The 17,285-nt window shown below is 64.6% G+C and carries 22 protein-coding genes; 14 read left to right on the forward strand and 8 right to left on the reverse strand.

Annotated elements, in window-relative coordinates:
* Nucleotides 1-4: 4 nt before the first annotated feature.
* Nucleotides 5-208 (reverse strand): hypothetical protein, encoded by a 204-nt coding sequence (locus HQQ85_RS20220; RefSeq protein ID WP_173184568.1) that lies wholly within the window; start codon nt 206-208, stop codon nt 5-7.
* A 103-nt stretch (nt 209-311) separates the two neighbouring features.
* On the opposite strand from HQQ85_RS20220, the gene HQQ85_RS20225 reads away from it, so the two are divergent.
* Nucleotides 312-1,118 (forward strand): hypothetical protein, encoded by an 807-nt coding sequence (locus HQQ85_RS20225; RefSeq protein ID WP_173184570.1) that lies wholly within the window; start codon nt 312-314, stop codon nt 1,116-1,118.
* 41 nt (nt 1,119-1,159) lie between these two features.
* Nucleotides 1,160-1,363 carry a hypothetical protein gene (locus HQQ85_RS20230; protein ID WP_173184572.1) on the forward strand — a complete coding sequence of 68 codons (204 nt, stop codon included), beginning with the start codon at nt 1,160-1,162 and terminating at the stop codon, nt 1,361-1,363.
* A gap of 65 nt (nt 1,364-1,428) precedes the next feature.
* Here HQQ85_RS20230 and HQQ85_RS20235 read toward each other — a convergent pair whose 3' ends face one another.
* From HQQ85_RS20235 to HQQ85_RS20260, 6 genes are all read right to left on the reverse strand, one after another.
* Complete coding sequence (locus HQQ85_RS20235; protein WP_173184574.1) at nt 1,429-1,650, reverse strand: hypothetical protein; 222 nt, start codon at nt 1,648-1,650, stop codon at nt 1,429-1,431.
* A 164-nt stretch (nt 1,651-1,814) separates the two neighbouring features.
* The gene (locus tag HQQ85_RS20240; RefSeq protein ID WP_173184576.1) at nt 1,815-2,555 is read right to left on the reverse strand and encodes an SDR family NAD(P)-dependent oxidoreductase; all 741 of its coding nucleotides are present in this window, start codon (nt 2,553-2,555) and stop codon (nt 1,815-1,817) included.
* A gap of 161 nt (nt 2,556-2,716) precedes the next feature.
* Nucleotides 2,717-3,496, reverse strand: coding sequence for an SDR family oxidoreductase (locus HQQ85_RS20245; RefSeq protein ID WP_173184578.1), 780 nt, complete (start codon nt 3,494-3,496; stop codon nt 2,717-2,719).
* Between the two features lie 104 nt (nt 3,497-3,600).
* On the reverse strand, nt 3,601-4,512 hold the full coding sequence (locus tag HQQ85_RS20250) for an alcohol dehydrogenase catalytic domain-containing protein (RefSeq protein WP_173184580.1): 912 nt from the start codon (nt 4,510-4,512) through the stop codon (nt 3,601-3,603).
* Nucleotides 4,513-4,667: 155 nt separating this feature from the next.
* Entirely contained in the window at nt 4,668-5,837 is a 1,170-nt protein-coding gene (locus HQQ85_RS20255) for a low temperature requirement protein A (protein ID WP_173184582.1), read from the reverse strand.
* Nucleotides 5,838-5,905: 68 nt separating this feature from the next.
* Nucleotides 5,906-6,967, reverse strand: coding sequence for an aldo/keto reductase (locus HQQ85_RS20260; protein ID WP_173184584.1), 1,062 nt, complete (start codon nt 6,965-6,967; stop codon nt 5,906-5,908).
* Nucleotides 6,968-7,112: 145 nt separating this feature from the next.
* Between HQQ85_RS20260 and HQQ85_RS20265 the strand changes: the two genes are divergently transcribed.
* The 3 genes from HQQ85_RS20265 (at nt 7,113) to HQQ85_RS20275 (ending at nt 8,778) form a co-directional block, all read left to right on the forward strand.
* Entirely contained in the window at nt 7,113-7,505 is a 393-nt protein-coding gene (locus HQQ85_RS20265; RefSeq protein WP_173184586.1) for a nuclear transport factor 2 family protein, read from the forward strand.
* Nucleotides 7,506-7,589: 84 nt separating this feature from the next.
* The gene (locus HQQ85_RS20270) at nt 7,590-8,420 is read left to right on the forward strand and encodes a helix-turn-helix transcriptional regulator (RefSeq protein WP_216851942.1); all 831 of its coding nucleotides are present in this window, start codon (nt 7,590-7,592) and stop codon (nt 8,418-8,420) included.
* Between the two features lie 4 nt (nt 8,421-8,424).
* A complete protein-coding gene (locus HQQ85_RS20275) occupies nt 8,425-8,778 on the forward strand; it encodes a hypothetical protein (RefSeq protein WP_173184588.1) in 354 nt (117 codons plus the stop codon).
* A gap of 23 nt (nt 8,779-8,801) precedes the next feature.
* On the opposite strand, the gene HQQ85_RS20280 is transcribed toward HQQ85_RS20275, so the two are convergent.
* Nucleotides 8,802-9,110 (reverse strand): hypothetical protein, encoded by a 309-nt coding sequence (locus HQQ85_RS20280; protein WP_173184590.1) that lies wholly within the window; start codon nt 9,108-9,110, stop codon nt 8,802-8,804.
* A gap of 176 nt (nt 9,111-9,286) precedes the next feature.
* Here HQQ85_RS20280 and HQQ85_RS20285 point away from each other — a divergent pair, with 176 nt between their 5' ends.
* From HQQ85_RS20285 to HQQ85_RS20325, 9 genes are all read left to right on the forward strand, one after another.
* Nucleotides 9,287-10,630 (forward strand): MFS transporter, encoded by a 1,344-nt coding sequence (locus HQQ85_RS20285; RefSeq protein ID WP_173184728.1) that lies wholly within the window; start codon nt 9,287-9,289, stop codon nt 10,628-10,630.
* A gap of 97 nt (nt 10,631-10,727) precedes the next feature.
* Nucleotides 10,728-11,282 (forward strand): TetR/AcrR family transcriptional regulator, encoded by a 555-nt coding sequence (locus HQQ85_RS20290; protein ID WP_173184592.1) that lies wholly within the window; start codon nt 10,728-10,730, stop codon nt 11,280-11,282.
* A 152-nt stretch (nt 11,283-11,434) separates the two neighbouring features.
* Nucleotides 11,435-12,169, forward strand: a complete 735-nt coding sequence (locus HQQ85_RS20295; protein ID WP_173184594.1) for an alpha/beta fold hydrolase — start codon at nt 11,435-11,437, stop codon at nt 12,167-12,169.
* Nucleotides 12,166-13,017: an enoyl-CoA hydratase/isomerase family protein gene (locus tag HQQ85_RS20300; protein WP_173184596.1), complete on the forward strand. Its 852-nt coding sequence runs from the start codon at nt 12,166-12,168 to the stop codon at nt 13,015-13,017. Before HQQ85_RS20295 ends, HQQ85_RS20300 begins: the two co-directional genes overlap by 4 nt.
* Before the next feature lie 98 nt (nt 13,018-13,115).
* Nucleotides 13,116-13,964 (forward strand): alpha/beta fold hydrolase, encoded by an 849-nt coding sequence (locus tag HQQ85_RS20305; protein WP_173184598.1) that lies wholly within the window; start codon nt 13,116-13,118, stop codon nt 13,962-13,964.
* A gap of 140 nt (nt 13,965-14,104) precedes the next feature.
* Nucleotides 14,105-14,722 carry a TetR/AcrR family transcriptional regulator gene (locus HQQ85_RS20310; RefSeq protein WP_173184600.1) on the forward strand — a complete coding sequence of 206 codons (618 nt, stop codon included), beginning with the start codon at nt 14,105-14,107 and terminating at the stop codon, nt 14,720-14,722.
* Nucleotides 14,719-15,306, forward strand: a complete 588-nt coding sequence (locus HQQ85_RS20315; protein WP_173184602.1) for a GyrI-like domain-containing protein — start codon at nt 14,719-14,721, stop codon at nt 15,304-15,306. The genes HQQ85_RS20310 and HQQ85_RS20315 overlap by 4 nt, the downstream gene beginning before the upstream one ends.
* 69 nt (nt 15,307-15,375) lie before the next feature.
* Entirely contained in the window at nt 15,376-15,864 is a 489-nt protein-coding gene (locus tag HQQ85_RS20320; RefSeq protein ID WP_173184604.1) for a MarR family winged helix-turn-helix transcriptional regulator, read from the forward strand.
* 12 nt (nt 15,865-15,876) lie between these two features.
* Nucleotides 15,877-16,986, forward strand: coding sequence for a DNA alkylation repair protein (locus HQQ85_RS20325; protein WP_173184606.1), 1,110 nt, complete (start codon nt 15,877-15,879; stop codon nt 16,984-16,986).
* Nucleotides 16,987-17,285: the final 299 nt, after the last annotated feature.

Consider the following 17,285-nt stretch of genomic DNA (forward strand, 5'->3'; position numbering starts at 1 on the left):
CGGCTCAGTCGAAGTGTCGCGGCGATGACCAGCGGATGCGAGGCGGCACAACGTGCTTCTCATTGATGCCGAGCCACACCGCGATGAGATCGCGAGCTTGAGAGGCTACTTCGGATCGATTCAAGGCCTGAGTTATCGTGCCGAGCTCGGGAACCTCGATCATCCACCAGGTACGGTCCTGGAAGGCGACGGCGTCGTAACGCTTCATCGATTTTTCCTATCGGACTCCGCACGAGCGAAGAGAGCTACGCTACATGCCGCGACGTAACCCTAGGCCTAGGGTTACGTCTCAGATTCGCTTAATTGCGTAGATGGTTGAGAACATCCTCAATACTCGATCCCCTGGGCCAGGACAGCCGGGGCTGTTCCAGCAGCAAGAACGCGGCTCCGGGCCACTCGCCGACCGGATGGACCCCTTCAAAGCCGCGACCGCGTTCTTCACCCGCCTCATGGGGGTGCCCGGGTGGGAAACGATGGAGCCAACGTTGGCGGCGCACGCCGTGCAGATCAACCTCGATCCGTACTACTACACGCCCTTCTACGCCCCCGCGACCGAGGTCGTTCAGGGACTGATCTCCACCGGAGGCGCGGGAGCCTGCGCCATCGGTGGCGACGCAAAGCAGCTCGCGCAGCAGCTCGTCGACGCCGCCGACCGAGGCCGCCTCATCGGCTCCACCCCCGACCACATCAAAGAAATCCGGTGGATCGCCCAAGGCCAGAACGTGCCCGACTGCGGCGTCGACGTCCGCATCCTCCAAGTGCTCGTCCTCGCCCTCCAGGTCTTCGACCAGGTCGGCGTCTCCGACATCAACCGCAAATGCACCGGCCAAATTGAAGGCGCCGGGACCGCGTCATCGCACTACTTCAACGGTGGTGGCCTGGCCGTCGACTTCTACAGGCTCAACGGCCAATCACTCACCCGCGCCGACGGGAACTCCATCCGCCTCATCACCACCCTCGACCCCGTCATGCCAGACGGCGCCCGCGTCGGCCAAGTCGAGTGTCGAGCCGAAGCCGGCACCACGATCAGCACCAGCCACTTCACGCAGTTCGACGACACCTGCAACCACCTCCACATCGACGTCGGATTCACCGACGGCACCCTCACCACCAACTAATTGACACCTACGCGTCAACAAACTCGAGCAGAAAGAACCCCATGATCTCCAGCCCCTGGCCCGGCATCCTCACCAGCCTGCTCATCTACCTCGTGCTCGCAGCCATCCTGCTCTTCGCCCTCCACTGGGTCATCCGATCCGCCGTGCAAAGCGCACTCCGCCGCCACCAGCTCTGGCTCGAAGCACGCGACCGCGACAGTCGCCGCGGACCAACCGGCGCGGTCGGAAACGACCCCACCAACTAGCCCACACCATCGAGGGCAAGCGCACCGCGCGCGGCAGCTCTTGGAGAGATCGAGACGTCCCGACGTCAGAGCTGCAACAGGCGTCGCAACGCCTCAACCGCGGATTGCGGTGTTGCGAACTCGCCCAGCCCCAAGCCGCGAGCTGTCTTGCGGCTGTCGTCCGCGTGGCTTAGGCGGTAACTACCGGCCTCCCGCTCGACCCGCCATGGCGTCTCCACCAGGGCGCCATCCAGCTCCTGAACCACCCAGTAATGGTCATCCTCGATACCGCGGGCAATGTAGAGCACACCCCGAGAGTACGAGCCACCAACGCCAGGATGCAGCGCAGTCAGTTACTGGTGAGTGTGCCAGACCGCCAGAGCGGGCGGTACGGCACCCTTCGCCGCAAGTCCCCGGCCGGGACGCCCCCGGCGTCGCACGCATCGTGGATCAACCCCGAACATCGTGTCCTTTAGGCGCTGAAGCCGCCGTCGACGTTGAGCGTTGCGCCCGTCACGAAGCCGGCCTCGGCGCTGGCCAAGTACGACACCATCCCGGCCAGGTCATCAACGTGGCCGTAGCGGCCCACAGCAATATGCGATCGGAGCGCATCGGCCCCGGGGCCGTCAGCCGGGTTGGCATCAGTATCGGTCGGGCCAGGCTGGACGTTGTTGACCGTGATCCCAAGGGGGCCGAGTTCTCGCGAGAGAGCACGTGTGAAGCTCGGGACAGCACCCTTGGTCAGTGCATATACGGACCCTCCCGGGAAGGGAGTGCGATCAGCGTTGACGCTTCCAATGTTGATGATCCGCCCGCCGGTTTTCATCACCGGTATGACGGTACGCGTGGCCATGACGAGCGCCCGCACATTGATATCGATCATCTTGTCGATCTCGGCCACGGGCAATTCGGTCAAAGGGGCGAAGATGCCGCCGCCCACGTTGTTGACCAGCACGTCCAGCCGCCCGAAGCGCTCGAGCACAGACTCGACGACCTCCTCAAAGGCACCGGCGTCTGTCGTCTCGGCGCGGAACGGAAGGGCGATGCCTCCCTGTGCGCTGATGTCGTCGGCCAGCGCGGATGCGGTCGATTCCGAGGATGCGTAGGTGAAGGCCACGTCCATTCCGTCCGCAACGAACCGGCGCACGATCGCGGCACCGATACCTCGTGATCCTCCCGTGACGAGCGCGACCCGGTTCGTCAATTCATTCATTTTTCAGACTCCTAATCCGGCTGGGAACAGGTAGCGAAGTTCTTCGCTTCCGCTCCGGCTAAAGTGGAGATAGCCTCCGTTCACTTTCGTAAGAGCCAACCGTGACGCTCGTCACAAATTCCCGCCTCGCCGCAGCGGTTGCACTCGCATCCGAACCGCCACTAGAACAGGCCCGTGTAGGTGCCGCCGTCGATGACTATGTTCTGCCCGGTGACGTATCCCAGCTGAGTCGAACAGAGCATTGCGATCAGGTCGCCGACTTCATGCGGCTCGGCGAGTCGGCCGGCGGCGGTCCCGGATAGGACCTCCTTTTCGACCGTCTCGTAGGTGACGCCGCGTTTTGTAGCGGAGTCCTGGAGCGCCTCCCGCAGGGCTCCGGTGTTGATGAGGCCGGGCAGGACGCTGTTGATGGTGACGTTGTACGGCGCGACGTCGCGGACTGTTGAAGCGATGGCTCCGGCGAGGGCGAGTCGGGCAGCGTGTGAGGGGACGTTTGTCTGGGGGAATTTGATGAAACTTGCCGAGACGTTGACGATGCGCCCGAAGCGGCGTTCGGCCATGCCTGGCGCGTAGGCCTGGATGAGGTCAATCGCTGAGAAGAAATGGGCGTCGAACCAGGCGATCCATTCGGTTCGGGTCATGTCTTGATAGTTCACGGGGCGTTGGGGCACGCCGGCATTGGTCACGAGGACATCAGCCGCGGGGTATGCGCTGAGGAGCGCGGCTCTTCCCGCCTCGGCCGTGAGGTCGGTGACGAAGGTCCCGACGGGGACGCTGCTTTCTGCCGTGATCTCTGTTGCGGCCTCCGCGAGTGTCTCGGGAGTGCGCGCGACGATGACGACGCGTGCGCCTTCGAGTGAGAAGCGCCGTGCAGCGGCACGGCCCATGCCCTTGCTGCCGCCACCGACGACAACGAGCCGGTTCTTCAGGCCGAGGTCCATGTGATCAACTCCGTATCTGCGTTATGGATGGATGAGTATCCGACGGGACACTCTGCGAAGCTGGTGAATTCTCGCCCTGAGTCCCTGAGGGCGCGGGGGAGTGGTCAGGGCTGCGTGACGATGACCTTGCCATTCCTGCTCTCAGCGGTGGTGTGTGCGTCGATGATGTTGGCTAGGGGGAACTCGTGGTCGACTCGGGGCGTCCAGAGACCGGCCCGGCCGAGTGCGGCCACGTCCCGGAGAAGTGCCGAATCATGGCGGGCGTTGACACTCTTGGCGCCCAACTGGGCTGCTTCTTGAGCGCTGAGGACGGTGACGACTCGGGCGGCGTTTCCGACGATTGCCACGATGTCGGGCAGCGAGCGGGATGGGGATGGGGCGGAGTGAAGTGCGGCGTCGACGCCGTTCGGTGCGAGTGCGGCGACTCGCTCCGCCAGCCCCGGACCGTAGGTGGTCGGGAGGACGCCCATCGCTTCGAGCGGAGGGAAGTTGCGTTCGCGGCCTGTGCCGATGACTGTGGCTCCCGCGGCGAGGGCGAAGGCTGCGGCTGCGCTGCCCACAGCCCCGGAAGCGCCCTCGATGAGCAGCGTCGCGCCCTCCAGGTCGCCCAGCGCTTCGATGGCTGTGGCGGCGGTAGCGCCCGCCAGGCCTGCTGCTGCGGCTTGCGCCATCGTCCACCGTGTCGGAACGGCGCTCCATGCAGTAAGGACGGCGAACTCGGCCGTTGTGTCGCTGACCCCTCCGGCGAGCCCGAACACGACGTCACCGACCTCGGTATCGGTCGCGCCCGAGCCGACTTCGTCCACGACGCCGACCGCGTCCATGCCCGGCACGGTGGGGAGGTTCAGCGGGAGAACCTGCGCGAGGCGGCCGGCACGCAGGAACACGTCGATTTCGTTGACGCTCGAGGCGCGGACTGCGATGCGAATCGAGTTCTCGCCGGCATGGGGCTCCGGTGCGTCCTCGACGACGAGGACGTCGGGAGTTCCGTAGGAATGGTATCGGGCAGCGCGCATGGGGGTTCAGCTTTCCGGTGAAAGGCGCGACAGTGGAGTCGCGCGCCTCACCCAGGTGAAGGGACTTACCTCGGTCCACGCTCCGTGGACGATGACGATGGTCGGGGTGGTTGCGGTGCCGATCATTCGCAGACGGAGAGCACCTCCGTTAGCGATTAGAGCGTTAGGGCGGCTTTAGGAATTCCCGTCAGCCAAAAACTTCTTGATCGCGTTCTGATCGGACTCGACGTCGACGAAACCGTCCATACAGCACCAGCGCGAGCGGCAGCAGGGCCGCTGTCCCTAGTGCGGCGATGGGAGAGAAGATCGACAGTGCCGGGGTGAGGCTGAGCGCTATGGCGGCAAGTGATCAGCCTGGACCATGGAAGTCCACCGGAAGTGCGCCACTCATACAGGCTCGTGGAGGCCAAGAAGAGGGCTAGGCCTCCTGTGAGGGCCAATGCGCCGAAACCTTCGAGCTGCTGGCCCGATCCGATGTGTTCGATTGCCCGGCCCATGCCCAATGACACGAAGAGGATTCCCGCGACGATGCCGAAGTGGAAATATGTGCCAGCCGTGGCTATGGCGGCTCGTCGAGCCCCGGACAGGGTGTTGATGTGGCGTTCTGCTGCGGCGGATAGGTTCCCGAAGTACTGCCACCACATTCCGAGGGCGAGTGTGATCGCGAGCAGTGAACCCGCGATGATGGTGGGGGAGAGGGTGGCGTGGGTGACTCCGAGGCCGATCGAGATGATGGATTCACCCAGCGCCAGAATAACGACGAGCCCGTGTCGTTCTGCGTAGTGAGCGACTGATGGGAGTCGCCACTCACCGTCGCGGGAGGTGAGATAGACGGTGATGCCTTCGATCGTGACGGCTGCCAGCCAGAGAGCAATCTGCGCCGTCCCTCCAAGCACCGCCCCAACTACGAGGGCAGTCGACACGGGCACAATCGTGACACCCATGGTTCGGATGACCTGGCGGCGAAGTGGCACGTTGCGTCGCGCGACTGTGATGTTGACGACCGTGTAGACGATCGAGAGCAGAACGAAACTGCTCGCGAAAATCAGCGCTCCGAAGTTGCTTTCGCCCGCACCGGGATAGACCTCGGGTATAGCGATCGCGAGCACGAGCACAATCGCGATGGCGGCCAGGATTCCTGTTCGAACGACGCCGCGGTCGGCGATGTTCTGATTGGCCAGCCACGCGTGCGAGGCCCACGACCACCAGAGCACCCCGAGTACGGCGATACCTCCGAGCACACTGGTCAGGCTCCCGCCTGCTGCCATTAGGTGAGTGACTTGTGTGAAAGCGAAGACGTAGACCAGATCGAAGAACAGCTCCAACGACGTCGCTCGATCGCCCGCTGGTCGAATGCCGGACGGGTGGGCGGAGGGTGCAAGGGGCGAAGTGCTCATGCGCGGGTGAAGGCCGTGGAGCTGAGGCCGTTGATTGTCGTGTCGCCCTGCAGAAAACCCGTGGCGAAGCTGCGGATCACGTTCGATGGGTACTCCAGGTTGGGCTCGGTGAGTGCCGACAACCTGGTAATCTCCTCCGGCGTGAGATCCACGGCGGCCGAGGCGAGGTTTGCCGCCAGCTGGTCGACCGTGCGTGCCCCGATCAAGGTGGAGGTCACTTCAGACCGCTGACGTACCCAGGCAAGGGAGATGGCGGCGACGGTGGTGGAGTGCGCGGCCGCGATCTCTGCCAGCGCATCCAGCAGCACGAAGGTCTCCTCCGTGAGGCTTGGAGCGGCATAGCCGGATCGGCTGGATCCTTCGACGGACCGGACCGCGCGAGAGTATTTTCCGGACAGCACGCCGGAGGCCAGCGGGCTCCACGGGGTGATCCCCAGTCCTAGGGCCGTGGCTGCACCGAACTGTTCGCCTTCAGGCGTGCGGGCGAGCAGCGAATACTCCACCTGCAAAGCAGCGATGGTTTCCCAGCCTCGAGCGCGGGTGATGCCGACGGCCTGGCCGACCCACCAAGCGGGCACGTTGGAGACTCCAACGGCCCGGATCTTTCCCGCACGCACCAAATCGTCGAGGGTGGAGAGGGTTTCCTCGATCGGGGTGTGGCGGTCCCACTGGTGCATCCAGTAGAGGTCGATGTAGTCGGTCTTGAGTCGGCGCAACGACTCGTCGAGCTGGGTGTAGATGGCCTTGCGGCCGGCGCCGCCGGCGTTGGGGTCGGCCGGGTGCAGGGTGCCGCCGAACTTCGTCGCGAGCACCATGCGGTCACGGCGGGCGGGCTGCTTCTGGAAATACTCGCCGAGGGTCTCTTCGGACTTGCCACCGTTGTACTGATTGGCGGTGTCGATGAAGTTGCCGCCGGCGTCCAGATAGTGGTCGAGGATCTTAAACGACGTCTCGGGGGCGGAGCCCCAGCTGCCGTCATCGAAGTTCATCGCACCGAGTGCCAGGGGGCTGACTCGAAGTCCGCTGGTGCCGAGTGTTCGGTAAGAGTCGATGGTCATGATGCCTCCGGAGTGCGGAATGGATGGTGAGTGCTTTGAGTCTTCGGGCTGGCCGCTGGCCCGGGAAGGGCGGGCGAGAGGGGGTGCAGTGCACCTAGGCATCCGCACCCTTCCTGGGTGCCGGATACTCGATCACGCTGGGCACATGACCAGTTCAACCCGTGACCTCACCATCACCGCCGAAACCATCACCGCCTGGGTCGACCGCTACCTCACGGCCTGGCGCAGCAACGACCCCGACGACATCGCCGCTCTCTTCACCGAAGACGGCGAATACCACGAAGGGCCCTACGAGACCGACTGGATCGGCCGCGCCGAGATCATCGACGGCTGGCAGAGCCGCTGGGACTGGCAGCAGGGCGGCTGGGACTTCGACTGGGAACTCGTCTTGATCGATGGTCCCACCGCTGTCATCACCGGTGTCGGCCGCTACGCGAAGCTCGGGACCTTCGACAACCACTGGACCGTCCGCTTCCGCACCCCCGAGCTGTGTGAGAACTTCACCATGGTCAACACCGAGCGCGACGAGAACAACTGATGCACACGACTCCGCTTCCGAGCCGAGGAGGGGTGGTGCGCTGCACCCTGCCCGCGTCGACGGGAGGCAACTAACGTGAAGACCATGCCTATCCAGCCCAGCCCGCTCGGTGACTTCCTCCGCGCCCAGCGCTCCCGCGTCGCCCCAGCAGACGTGGGCCTTCCTGATGTCGCGGGCCGTCGTGTCGCGGGTCTCCGCCGCGAAGAGGTCGCCGTGCTGGCCGGCGTGAGCGTCGACTACTACACGCGCCTCGAGCAGGGCCGGGAGCGGACACCATCGGCTCAGGTCGTCGACGCCATCTGTGGGGCGCTTCGGTTGAGCCCGGACGCGCGACAGCACGCGTACCGGCTCGCCAAGCTCGCCCCAACCATCCAACAGCCACCGGGCACGGTCAGTGCCGACCTCGTGCAGCTCATGGACGCTTTCCCGGGAGCTGCCGCGTACGTCGTCGATCCCGCGTTCCGGGTCATCGCCACCAACGCCACCGCCCGGGCACTGCTGGGGCCGACCCAGCTCGAGGCCGGCGGCCTGGAGTACATCTTCCTCGAGCCGACATCCCACGACTATTTCGTCGAGTGGGATGTCGTCGCCTGCGCCTCCGTCAGCGCACTCCGGCTCGCCGCCGGGTACGCCGCCCCGCACCCGGACGTCCCACCACTGGTCGACCGCCTGCTCCGGGAAAGCCCAACCTTCTCCGCGCTCTGGGCCGACCACACCGTTGCCGGCCTGAATATCACCTACAAGGTCATCGATCACCCCGACGTCGGACGGATCGAGCTGACCTACCAGACCCTCGACGTGCGGGATGCCCCGGGACAGCAGCTGACCGTCGCCACCGCCCCAGTGGGGTCACCGAGCGCGGATGCACTTGCGCTGCTGGGAACGATCGACGCCACCAGGCGAGCAAGGAGCTGAACCAATGACCGCAAACAATTCAGGGCTCGTTGCCGCCCGAGACCAGGCTCTGGCCGTCAGAGCGCTCTACGAGGTGCTCGAGGAGCGCTTCAACGGTAAGACCTGGTCATTGCACGAGCTGATGATCGGGTTCAGCAACGACGTCGGCTACATCGGCCGTCTGCTGCTCGCCAACGACGGCACCTGGGGAATCGACGGCGACGTCGACGCCGAACTCAAGCACAAACTCGCCGAATCGATGTGGTGGCTGTTCGTTCTTGCTGACAAGCTCGACATCGATCTCGATGAGGCGTTCACCACCACCATGGACACGATCCGGTCCGGGCTCGAAAAGACCATCGAGCGAACCGCGCCCTGAGGGCCTGAGGCCCTGACGCGACATCACCCGAGCGCGGCCGAATCGATGCGGCGCACTCCCACGACTGGGTCGTGGCCGTCCGCATTCAGCCAGAGGGTCCCACGATGGCTAGCCGCCCCCTCGTCGGAAGTCACGTCGACGCGATAACCCACACGGTACGGATACGCCGGCCCGGCATTCCACGGAAGCGACGTGGGGTCCTCGACGACGTCAACAATCTCCACCTCGCCCCAAGCCAGATCGCTCAAACCCGTGATCATCGGATGCAGCAGCAAGCGGTCCCCCTCGTGAATCGGATCGCCGTGTGCACTGTATTCGTCGTCGATGTTCACGTAACTCCTATGTCTGACTCCGAAAAAGGGGAATAGACGGAGACATTCTCCGGCTTCACTAACGTAAATGGAGAGTGCCTCCGAACAATTCCCTTTAGGAGCATGCTGTGTCCCTCGTCTCAAATAGGCCCCGCGTTGCGGGCTTCGCCCTTGCCGCTGTGTTGGCCTTGCAGCTGATGCTCCAACTAGATGCTCAGGTCATGACCGTCGCCTTGCCCGCCGTGCAGGCTGAGCTCGGCTTCACGCCCGCGTCCCTGTCGTGGGTGCCCAACGCGTATGCACTTGCCTTCGGTGGCCTGATCCTCCTGGGAGGCAAGCTGGGGGATGCGTTCGGTCGTGTGCGGGTCTTCACGATCGGCACGAGCGTCTTCATGCTGGGATCCCTGATCGGCGGCCTCGCGATCGACCCGGTCATGCTGATCGCCGCGCGCGTCCTGCAGGGCATTGGCGCAGCCGTGGCCGCGCCGAGTGTGCTGGCACTCATTGCCACGATGGCGAAGGATGAAGCCGCGCGAGCGAAGGGGCTGGCGTGGTTCACGGCGACCTCCGCTATCGGGTCGTCGGTGGGACTGATCCTTGGCGGTCTGCTGACTGATCTGCTCTCCTGGCGGTGGGGTCTCCTCATCAATGTGCCCGTCGGCATCGTGGTCATTGCGACGGTCGTGAAACTCGTTCTCGAGACTGACCGGCATCGTGCGCGCGCCTTTGATGTGCTGGGGGCAATCCTGGCGAGCTCCGCCTCCGCGGGACTTGTATGGGCGTTCATCAATGCTGGAGAGAACGGGTGGGCCACCACGTCGACCATCCTGTTCTTCGCGCTGGCCGCCATCCTTATCGCGGCGCTCGTCATCGTCGAGCGCCGCTCGGCCAACCCATTGGTCGCCATCCATCTGCTCAAAAACACACCCCGTGTCGGTGCCCTGATCAACATGGGTCTGATCGTGGGTGCGAACGCCGCCATGTTGTTCTTTATCGTGCAGTTCTTGCAGCGCGTGCTCGAGTTCGGCCCGCTCCTCGCGGGGCTGGCGTTCATCCCGCTGACCGCCACGGTCTTTGTGGTGACCCGGTGGGTGCCGGGTCTCGTCGTTCGATTCGGCGCCCGCATTCCGCTCGTCGTCGGTGGAGTTCTCGTCGCCGCGAGTTTCCTCCTCTGGTCACCATTGACCGAAGATGCCTCCTATGTCGCTGTCGTCATCCCGCTGATCGTCCACGCCCTCGGAGTCGCCCTGATCTTCACCGCCGGCACCCTCACTGCATTGGATGCCGTGCCCGAGGCAGATACCGGTTCGGCATCCGGGATGCTCCAGATGGTGCAACAAGTGGGCGGGTCCGTTGGTATCGCGGTCGCCGTCAGTGTCTACGCCACCGGTGCCATTGAGGGCCAGTACCTGCCCGGCTTCGCTGGTGCCATGCTGACGGGCGCGGGACTCGCTGTCGCTGCAACTCTCGTCGCGATCTTCACTGTGACGAAGACGAAGTCCAGAATCGCGGTTCGACCACAGGTCAACGCGCATGTCTAACACCCCGGGTGCCAGGGCGCCGAACTTATCCTTGGACACAGCACAACCTCACGACAAGGAGAACCCCATCTCGACCGACACCTCACCTCCACGTCGTATGCGCGCCGATGCGGTCAAGAACCGCGCCCGCATCCTCGAGGCCGCCCGCATCGAGGTCGAACTGGGCGGAACCGAGTGCTCCCTCGACAACGTCGCCAAGCGTGCAGGCGTTGGGCCAGGAACTCTCTATCGGCATTTCCCGACCCGTGAAGCTCTCGTCAGTGAACTACTCCTGACCTGGGTCGTGGATGTCGAAGCTGACGCCGACAGGACCGCCGCGCACGCTTGGGGAGAAGTCCTTGACTGGCTCGTGCGCCTGGCCGGCTACGCCATGACCTACCACGGTCTCGCCTCCACCCTCGCCTCCACCGAGGGCGACGAGTCCTCACCCCTGCGCACCGCCCACGACGTCATCATCAACGCGAACACGCGAGTGTTCGACCGCGCCATCAAGTCAGGAGTGATCGGTGCGCCCGTCGACTCGATCGAGGTCAGCCGCCTCGTCACCGGCGTGGCAATGGTCGCCGAAGTGGGCCACATCGTCCCAGACGACGTGCGAAAGATGCTTGCCGTCGTCCTCAATGGGCTGACGCACCCTCAGCCGGCGCACTAGGTCCACCCTGCTGAGCCTTCGCTTGCGCGTTCTCCCTGAGCGGACACTCCCCGCCGAACATTTCTTGGAAATGCGGGAATTACTACACCCCATCTGACGCTGTCTATCCCATACCGGAGGCACTCTCCGGTAAAGGATCAGAGAGGGTCATCATGACCGGCACCGCCACCACACCGACCATCGTCATCGTCCACGGAGCGTGGACTGACGCAAGCTCCTTCACCGGGGTGCAGCATCTCCTCACGGAGCAGGGCTACCAGGTTCTGGAGTTCGCGAACCCGCTGCGTTCATTCGTCGGCGACGCCGACTACCTCGCCACCTTCCTGAAGACCCGCACCAGCGGCCCCGTCGTCCTGGTGGGCCACTCCTACGGCGGAGCCGTCATCGGGGCAGCCGCCGCGGCAACGGACACGGTGACCGGTCTGGTCTACGTGAACGCGTTCGTTCCGGCCGAAGGTGAGAGTCTGCTCGATCTGCTGAACAGCGCCGGCCCCGTCGACCCGTCGAAGCTGTTCGACATGGCGCCCTACCCCGGCGCCCCTGAGGGAGATCTCGACCTCTACATCCAGCGTGGCCCGTTCGAGCCCGCGTTCGCCACCGGGCTCTCAGAGGAGCTGCAGGCGGAGTTCTTCGCCAAGCAGCGCCCGATCACCTTCAGCGCCGTCGGCGCACCGGCGGCTGCCGGGCAGGCGTGGGAGAAGCTGCCCTCCTGGTACGTGGCCGGCACGGTCGACGGGTCCGTCCCACTGCCGCTGCAGCTCCGGATGGCCGAGCGCGCCGGATCGACCGTCACCCAGGTGGAGACCGGCCACCTCTCGATGGTGACCCACCCGCGCGAGGTCGCCGACGTCATCATCGCCGCCGCCACGAGCGGAGATGTCGCGTGAGCTTCCTCGACGACTTCAACCCCACCCAGCTGAAGCTCACCGTCGAATCGCCCACCTTCTGGCGGGTCACGTTCGACAACCCCCCGATCAACGTGATCGGACTCGAAATGATGCGCGAACTGAAAGAACTCCTCACCGAGCTCGAGCAGAACGACACCGTCAACGTGGTGGTGTTCGACAGCGCCGACCCCGACTTCTACATCGCCCACTACGACGTGGAAGTCGACAACGACGCCGCCGAAGCACTCCCCGGCACCCCCGGCTACACCGCGTGGGTGGACATCACCGTTCGGATCAGCAAACTGAACGCCGTCACGATCGCCGCCATCCGCGGCATCACCCGCGGCGCCGGCAGCGAGCTCGTCCTCGCCATGGACATGCGCTTCGCCAGCCTCGAAAAGGCAAAGCTCGCGCAGGTCGAGATCGCGCTGAAGGCCGTCACCGGCGGAGGCGCCAGCGGGCGACTCCCCTCGCTCGTCGGCCGCGGCCGCACCATGGAGATCCTGCTCGGCGGGGAGGACTTCGACGGAGCCCTCGCCGAGCGGTACGGGTACGTCAACCGTGCCATCCCCGATGCGGAGTTCGAGGACTTCATCACCGCATTCGCCCGGCGCGTCTCCGGCTGGGACCACCAGGCGATCGTGGAGGTCAAGGCGTTCATCGACAAGTACACCCGCCTTCCCGACGCCGAGTATCCGCTGCATTCCGACGCCTACTGGGCCGGGGTCTCCCGCCCCGAAGTCGGGGGCATCGTCGGCCGCCTCCTCGAGAGCGGGATGCAGCAGCGCGGACCCCTCGAATACAACCTCGGCCGCGACATCGCCACCATCGCCCAAGCCCAGGCATAACAACGCCCGTCGCCGCCCGCAATAGCGGCCCGACGCCGGACCCGTCGACCCAACCGTCGACTAACACCCATCCAGCACCATCACACAAAGGAAAAACCATGACGAACATCTTCAGCACCAAACGCGGCGCCAAGCGCCGCATCCTCACCGTCGCTGCCGGCATCGCCGCAGTCGCCAGCCTTGCCGTTACCGGCTTGGCTGGCGCGAGCAGCGCCTCGGCCACGCAGGCAAAGCCCGCCAAGCCCACCGTCGTCATCGTGCACGGAGCCTGGACCGACGCGAGCTCCTTCACCGACGTGGAGAAGATCCTCACCAAGGACGGCTACCCGGTACTCGACTTCGCCAACCCGCTGCGCTCACTGAAGGGCGACTCCGAGTACCTCGCATCGTTCCTCACCACCCGCACCACGGGTCCCGTCGTTCTCGTCGGCCACTCCTACGGCGGCGCCGTGATCAGCGAAGCAGCGCTCAGCGACCCCGACGTGAAGAGCCTCGTCTACGTCGACGCCTTCGTCCCCGCTGAGGGAGAGAGCCTCCTCGATCTCCTCAACAGCGCCGGTCCCGTCGACCCGACGCAGCTGTTCGACACCATCCCCTACCCCGGAGCGCCCGAGGGTGACGTCGACCTGTACCTGAAGAAGGACGCCTTCGGCCCCGGCTTCGCCAACGGCCTCTCCAAGGCCGAGCAGGCGTCGTACTACGCCAAGCAGCGCCCCATCACCTTCGGCGCCGTGAACGAGAAGGCATCAGCAACCCAGTCCTGGAAGACCCTTCCGTCCTGGTACGTCGCCGGCACCCAGGACGCCAGCATCCCGCTCGCCCTCCAGCTGAAGATGGCCGACCGCGCCGGATCGACCGTCACCGAGGTCAAGGCCGGACATCTGGCCATGGTCAAGGAGCCCAAGAAGGTGGCGAAGGTCATCGAGACCGCCGCCACCAGCAAGTAGCACCAGCCGCACCACCGTGAGGGCCGCGCCGACACGCGGCCCTCACGTGCATCACCCACAGCTCATTGGCCCTATCAATGCACGGCCCTCTATGTCACCATGGATTCTGTACCGATCAGTAAGAAAGAGAGGCGGCTGAGATGGCGAACTCCGGACGGCCCCGCGGATTCGATACCGACACGGCGCTCGACGCCGCGGTAAACGTCTTCTGGCGCCGCGGCTACGACGGCGCGAGCCTGTCGGACCTCACCGCAGCAATGGGCATCAACCGCCCAAGCCTCTACGCGGCGTTCGGCGACAAGGCCGAGCTGTTCCAGAAAGCACTCCAGCGGTACGTGGACAGCAACATGGGCTACGTCACAGACGCCCTCAACCAGACCACCGCCCACGCTGTCGCTGCCGCATTTCTCACCGGCAACGCACTCGCAGTGACCATGCCGGGCCGACCCGCAGGATGCCTGTCCGTGCAGGCGGCAGTCGCACCAGAAGGATCAACACAACAGGCACTACTCGCCGAGAACCGGACGAACATCGAAACCCTCCTCTCCGACCGGTTCCGCCGTGCAATCGCTGAGGAAGATCTCCCTGCCGGCGAGGACGCCGACGAACTCGCAACATTCCTCATCACGGCCACGACCGGCTTCGCCATCCGCGCCGCCGACGGGACACCCCGCGAAACCCTTCTCGCCACCGCACACCGCGTCATGGCCGGCTTCCCCGCCCCAGTAACAACACCAACCGAAGGAGATACGAAATGACCACCACCCTGCTTCCCGAGCACCTGCAGTCCGCAGACAAGCCCGAGCACGTTCGAGCACCCCGCGTGGACTACGTCGCCGTCCTCGGCGACGGCGCCCCCGGCAGCGACGAGTTCTACCGCAAGAAGATCCTCGTCTCCGACATCGCCCGCGTCCTCAACCAGACAGACGCAACTCCCGTTGTTGAACTCCAGTTCTGGTACCCCGAGAACTCCACACCCGTTGAGATCGCCGACTTCTACAGCGTCAACCCGATCCCATCCCTGCTCTACCGAGTCCTCGCCCAGGTCCCGGAAGGAACCACCGACGCCGACATCGCCGACGCACGGGCCCGCGCCGCCAGCACCGCAGACACCGCCGCAGACGACGTGACGACCTTCACGATTCCCGAGCAGGACGTTGTGCAGGTCATGCACCACGGGCCCTTTTCAGAAGAGTTCGGCACCCTCCAGCGACTCGGAGAGTTCGCGACCGACCTCGATCTGCACCGTGCGGGCCCGCATCACGAGATCCACCTCGACGCGTTCACCCGCTCCACCCCGCAGGACACCCTTCGCACGATCCTCAGAGACCCGGTCGCCTGACCTCGGGCCCGACTCTGCGATCGGTACCCGATCGTCGACAGCGAGCAGCCCACCCGGAAGAGAACGTAGATGCCTTCAGCACTGACCACCACCCAGCTTGAGGCGTATTACGCCCTCACTGAGGTAAGCGCTCTGCTGCGGCACGCGATCGAAAAGCAGCTTCGCGACGCCGGTCGTCTCAGTTACGTGCAGTTCCAGCTACTCACACGTCTGAGCGACGCCCGCGATGGGCGGCGTCGGATGACCGACCTGGCCGACGGTGTCGTTTACAGCCGTAGCGGTCTGACATACCAAGCCCAACTTCTGGAAGAACGCGGGCTCGTCACCCGTTTGCCGTCACCAGACGACGAACGGAGCACCGTCGTCGCCATGACGGATGAAGGACGCGCTGTGCTCGCAACAGTGTTACCCGGCCACAGGGAGGTCCTTCAAGAACTGCTATTCACAACCCCCTCCACCGGCGACGTCAACGAACTCGCACGCATCCTCGGGCAAGCCGCTGACCATATGCGCTCAACTCCGCCACGTTCCGCGTCACGACGTCGCCGGAAGACCTAAGGAAAATCGGACATGCCCTTTGCAGACGAACTCATGGGCCCTCACGTCGCCGAAGCGCTCACCCGCGGTATCACGGCTGCTCTCCCGGAGGAGGAACTCACAAACCTTCGTGCCGCTGCTGCCAAGCTCGATGGCCTAGCTCTTCGAGAAAGATCCGACGTCCTACGTAACGCGCTTCTCTTGGACGTTCCAGGTTCCTACGCTGAGCTCGACACCGTCGTGCGGAAGGCTGCACAATCACCGTCGTTCTCGGGCTGGCTAATCTGGCCCGTAACCAGTGCGGTCGCTACTCGTGCTGTTCAGGAGGACACGGAAGTCGCGTTCGATTCCGCTCTCGAACTCCTCGCGGCGCTCACCGGAGGTCTCAGCTCAGAGTTCGCAATCCGAACGCTCCTCCGACACGATCCGCAACGCGCGCTGGAGACCATGCTGGTTTGGACCGCATCGCCAGACGAGCACGTACGCCGCCTGGCGTCTGAAGGCTCCCGCCCCTACCTTCCCTGGTCGGTCCGCGTTCCCGCACTCATCAAGAGCGGTGGGGCGACGATCGCAATCCTCGACGCTCTCTACCTGGACGAAAGCGATTACGTACGTCGGTCCGTCGCCAACCACCTCAACGACCTCAGCCGAGACGAGCCCGAGCTAGTAGTCGCCACAGCGGCACGCTGGCTCGCAGAGCCCGACGTCCACACACCAGCGCTCGCTAGACGCGCGCTCCGAACGCTTATCAAGCGCGGCGACAAAGGCGCCCTGGCTCTCATGGGCTACCAAGGGGTCAACATCACGTTCGGTCCTCCCGAGCTCGAGGAGATCGATATTCCGTTCGGTGGATCTATTCGCTTCCGCGCCACCGTTCAGAACCACAGTTCCGAGACTGCTCGCGTGGCAATCGATTATGTGATCCATCACCGCCGTAACACTGGGGCGACGACGCCGAAGGTATTCAAGCTCACGACGGCGGAAATCGCCCCCGGTGAAGCGGTAAAAATCGAGCGGGCTCACTCTTTCCGAGCGATTACTACCCGCCGCTATTACCCCGGGACACACGCAATAGCCCTACAGGTAAACGGCATCACCTCACCGACAACGCCCTTTGAGCTCCTGCAGCCGACTGGCCTATGAGAGTCTGACTGCGATGTTGGACTTGGCTGTCTCGATAGGGGATCTTCCAGCGGCCGCCGAACAAGCCGTCAGACACGCCGACATTCTGCAACCCGTTTGCCTGGTCCGAAATGCAGTTCGGTCACGGGGTGCTATTCGAGACACTTGGTGGAGCGGGAGCGCCCGTGGGGGGAAGGGACTCGAGGCTACGACTCCCGCCCGCGCCAATCGTAGGCGCCAAGAGTTCGGGCAGTTCTTGTGTTCCCTGCTGCGCGGCAGCGTCCCAGGCTGGATTTGGTGCGAGCGGCTCATCCCGGTGG

Source organism: Herbiconiux sp. VKM Ac-2851 (assembly GCF_013205105.1).
In the GTDB taxonomy this organism is placed as follows: domain Bacteria; phylum Actinomycetota; class Actinomycetes; order Actinomycetales; family Microbacteriaceae; genus Herbiconiux; species Herbiconiux flava.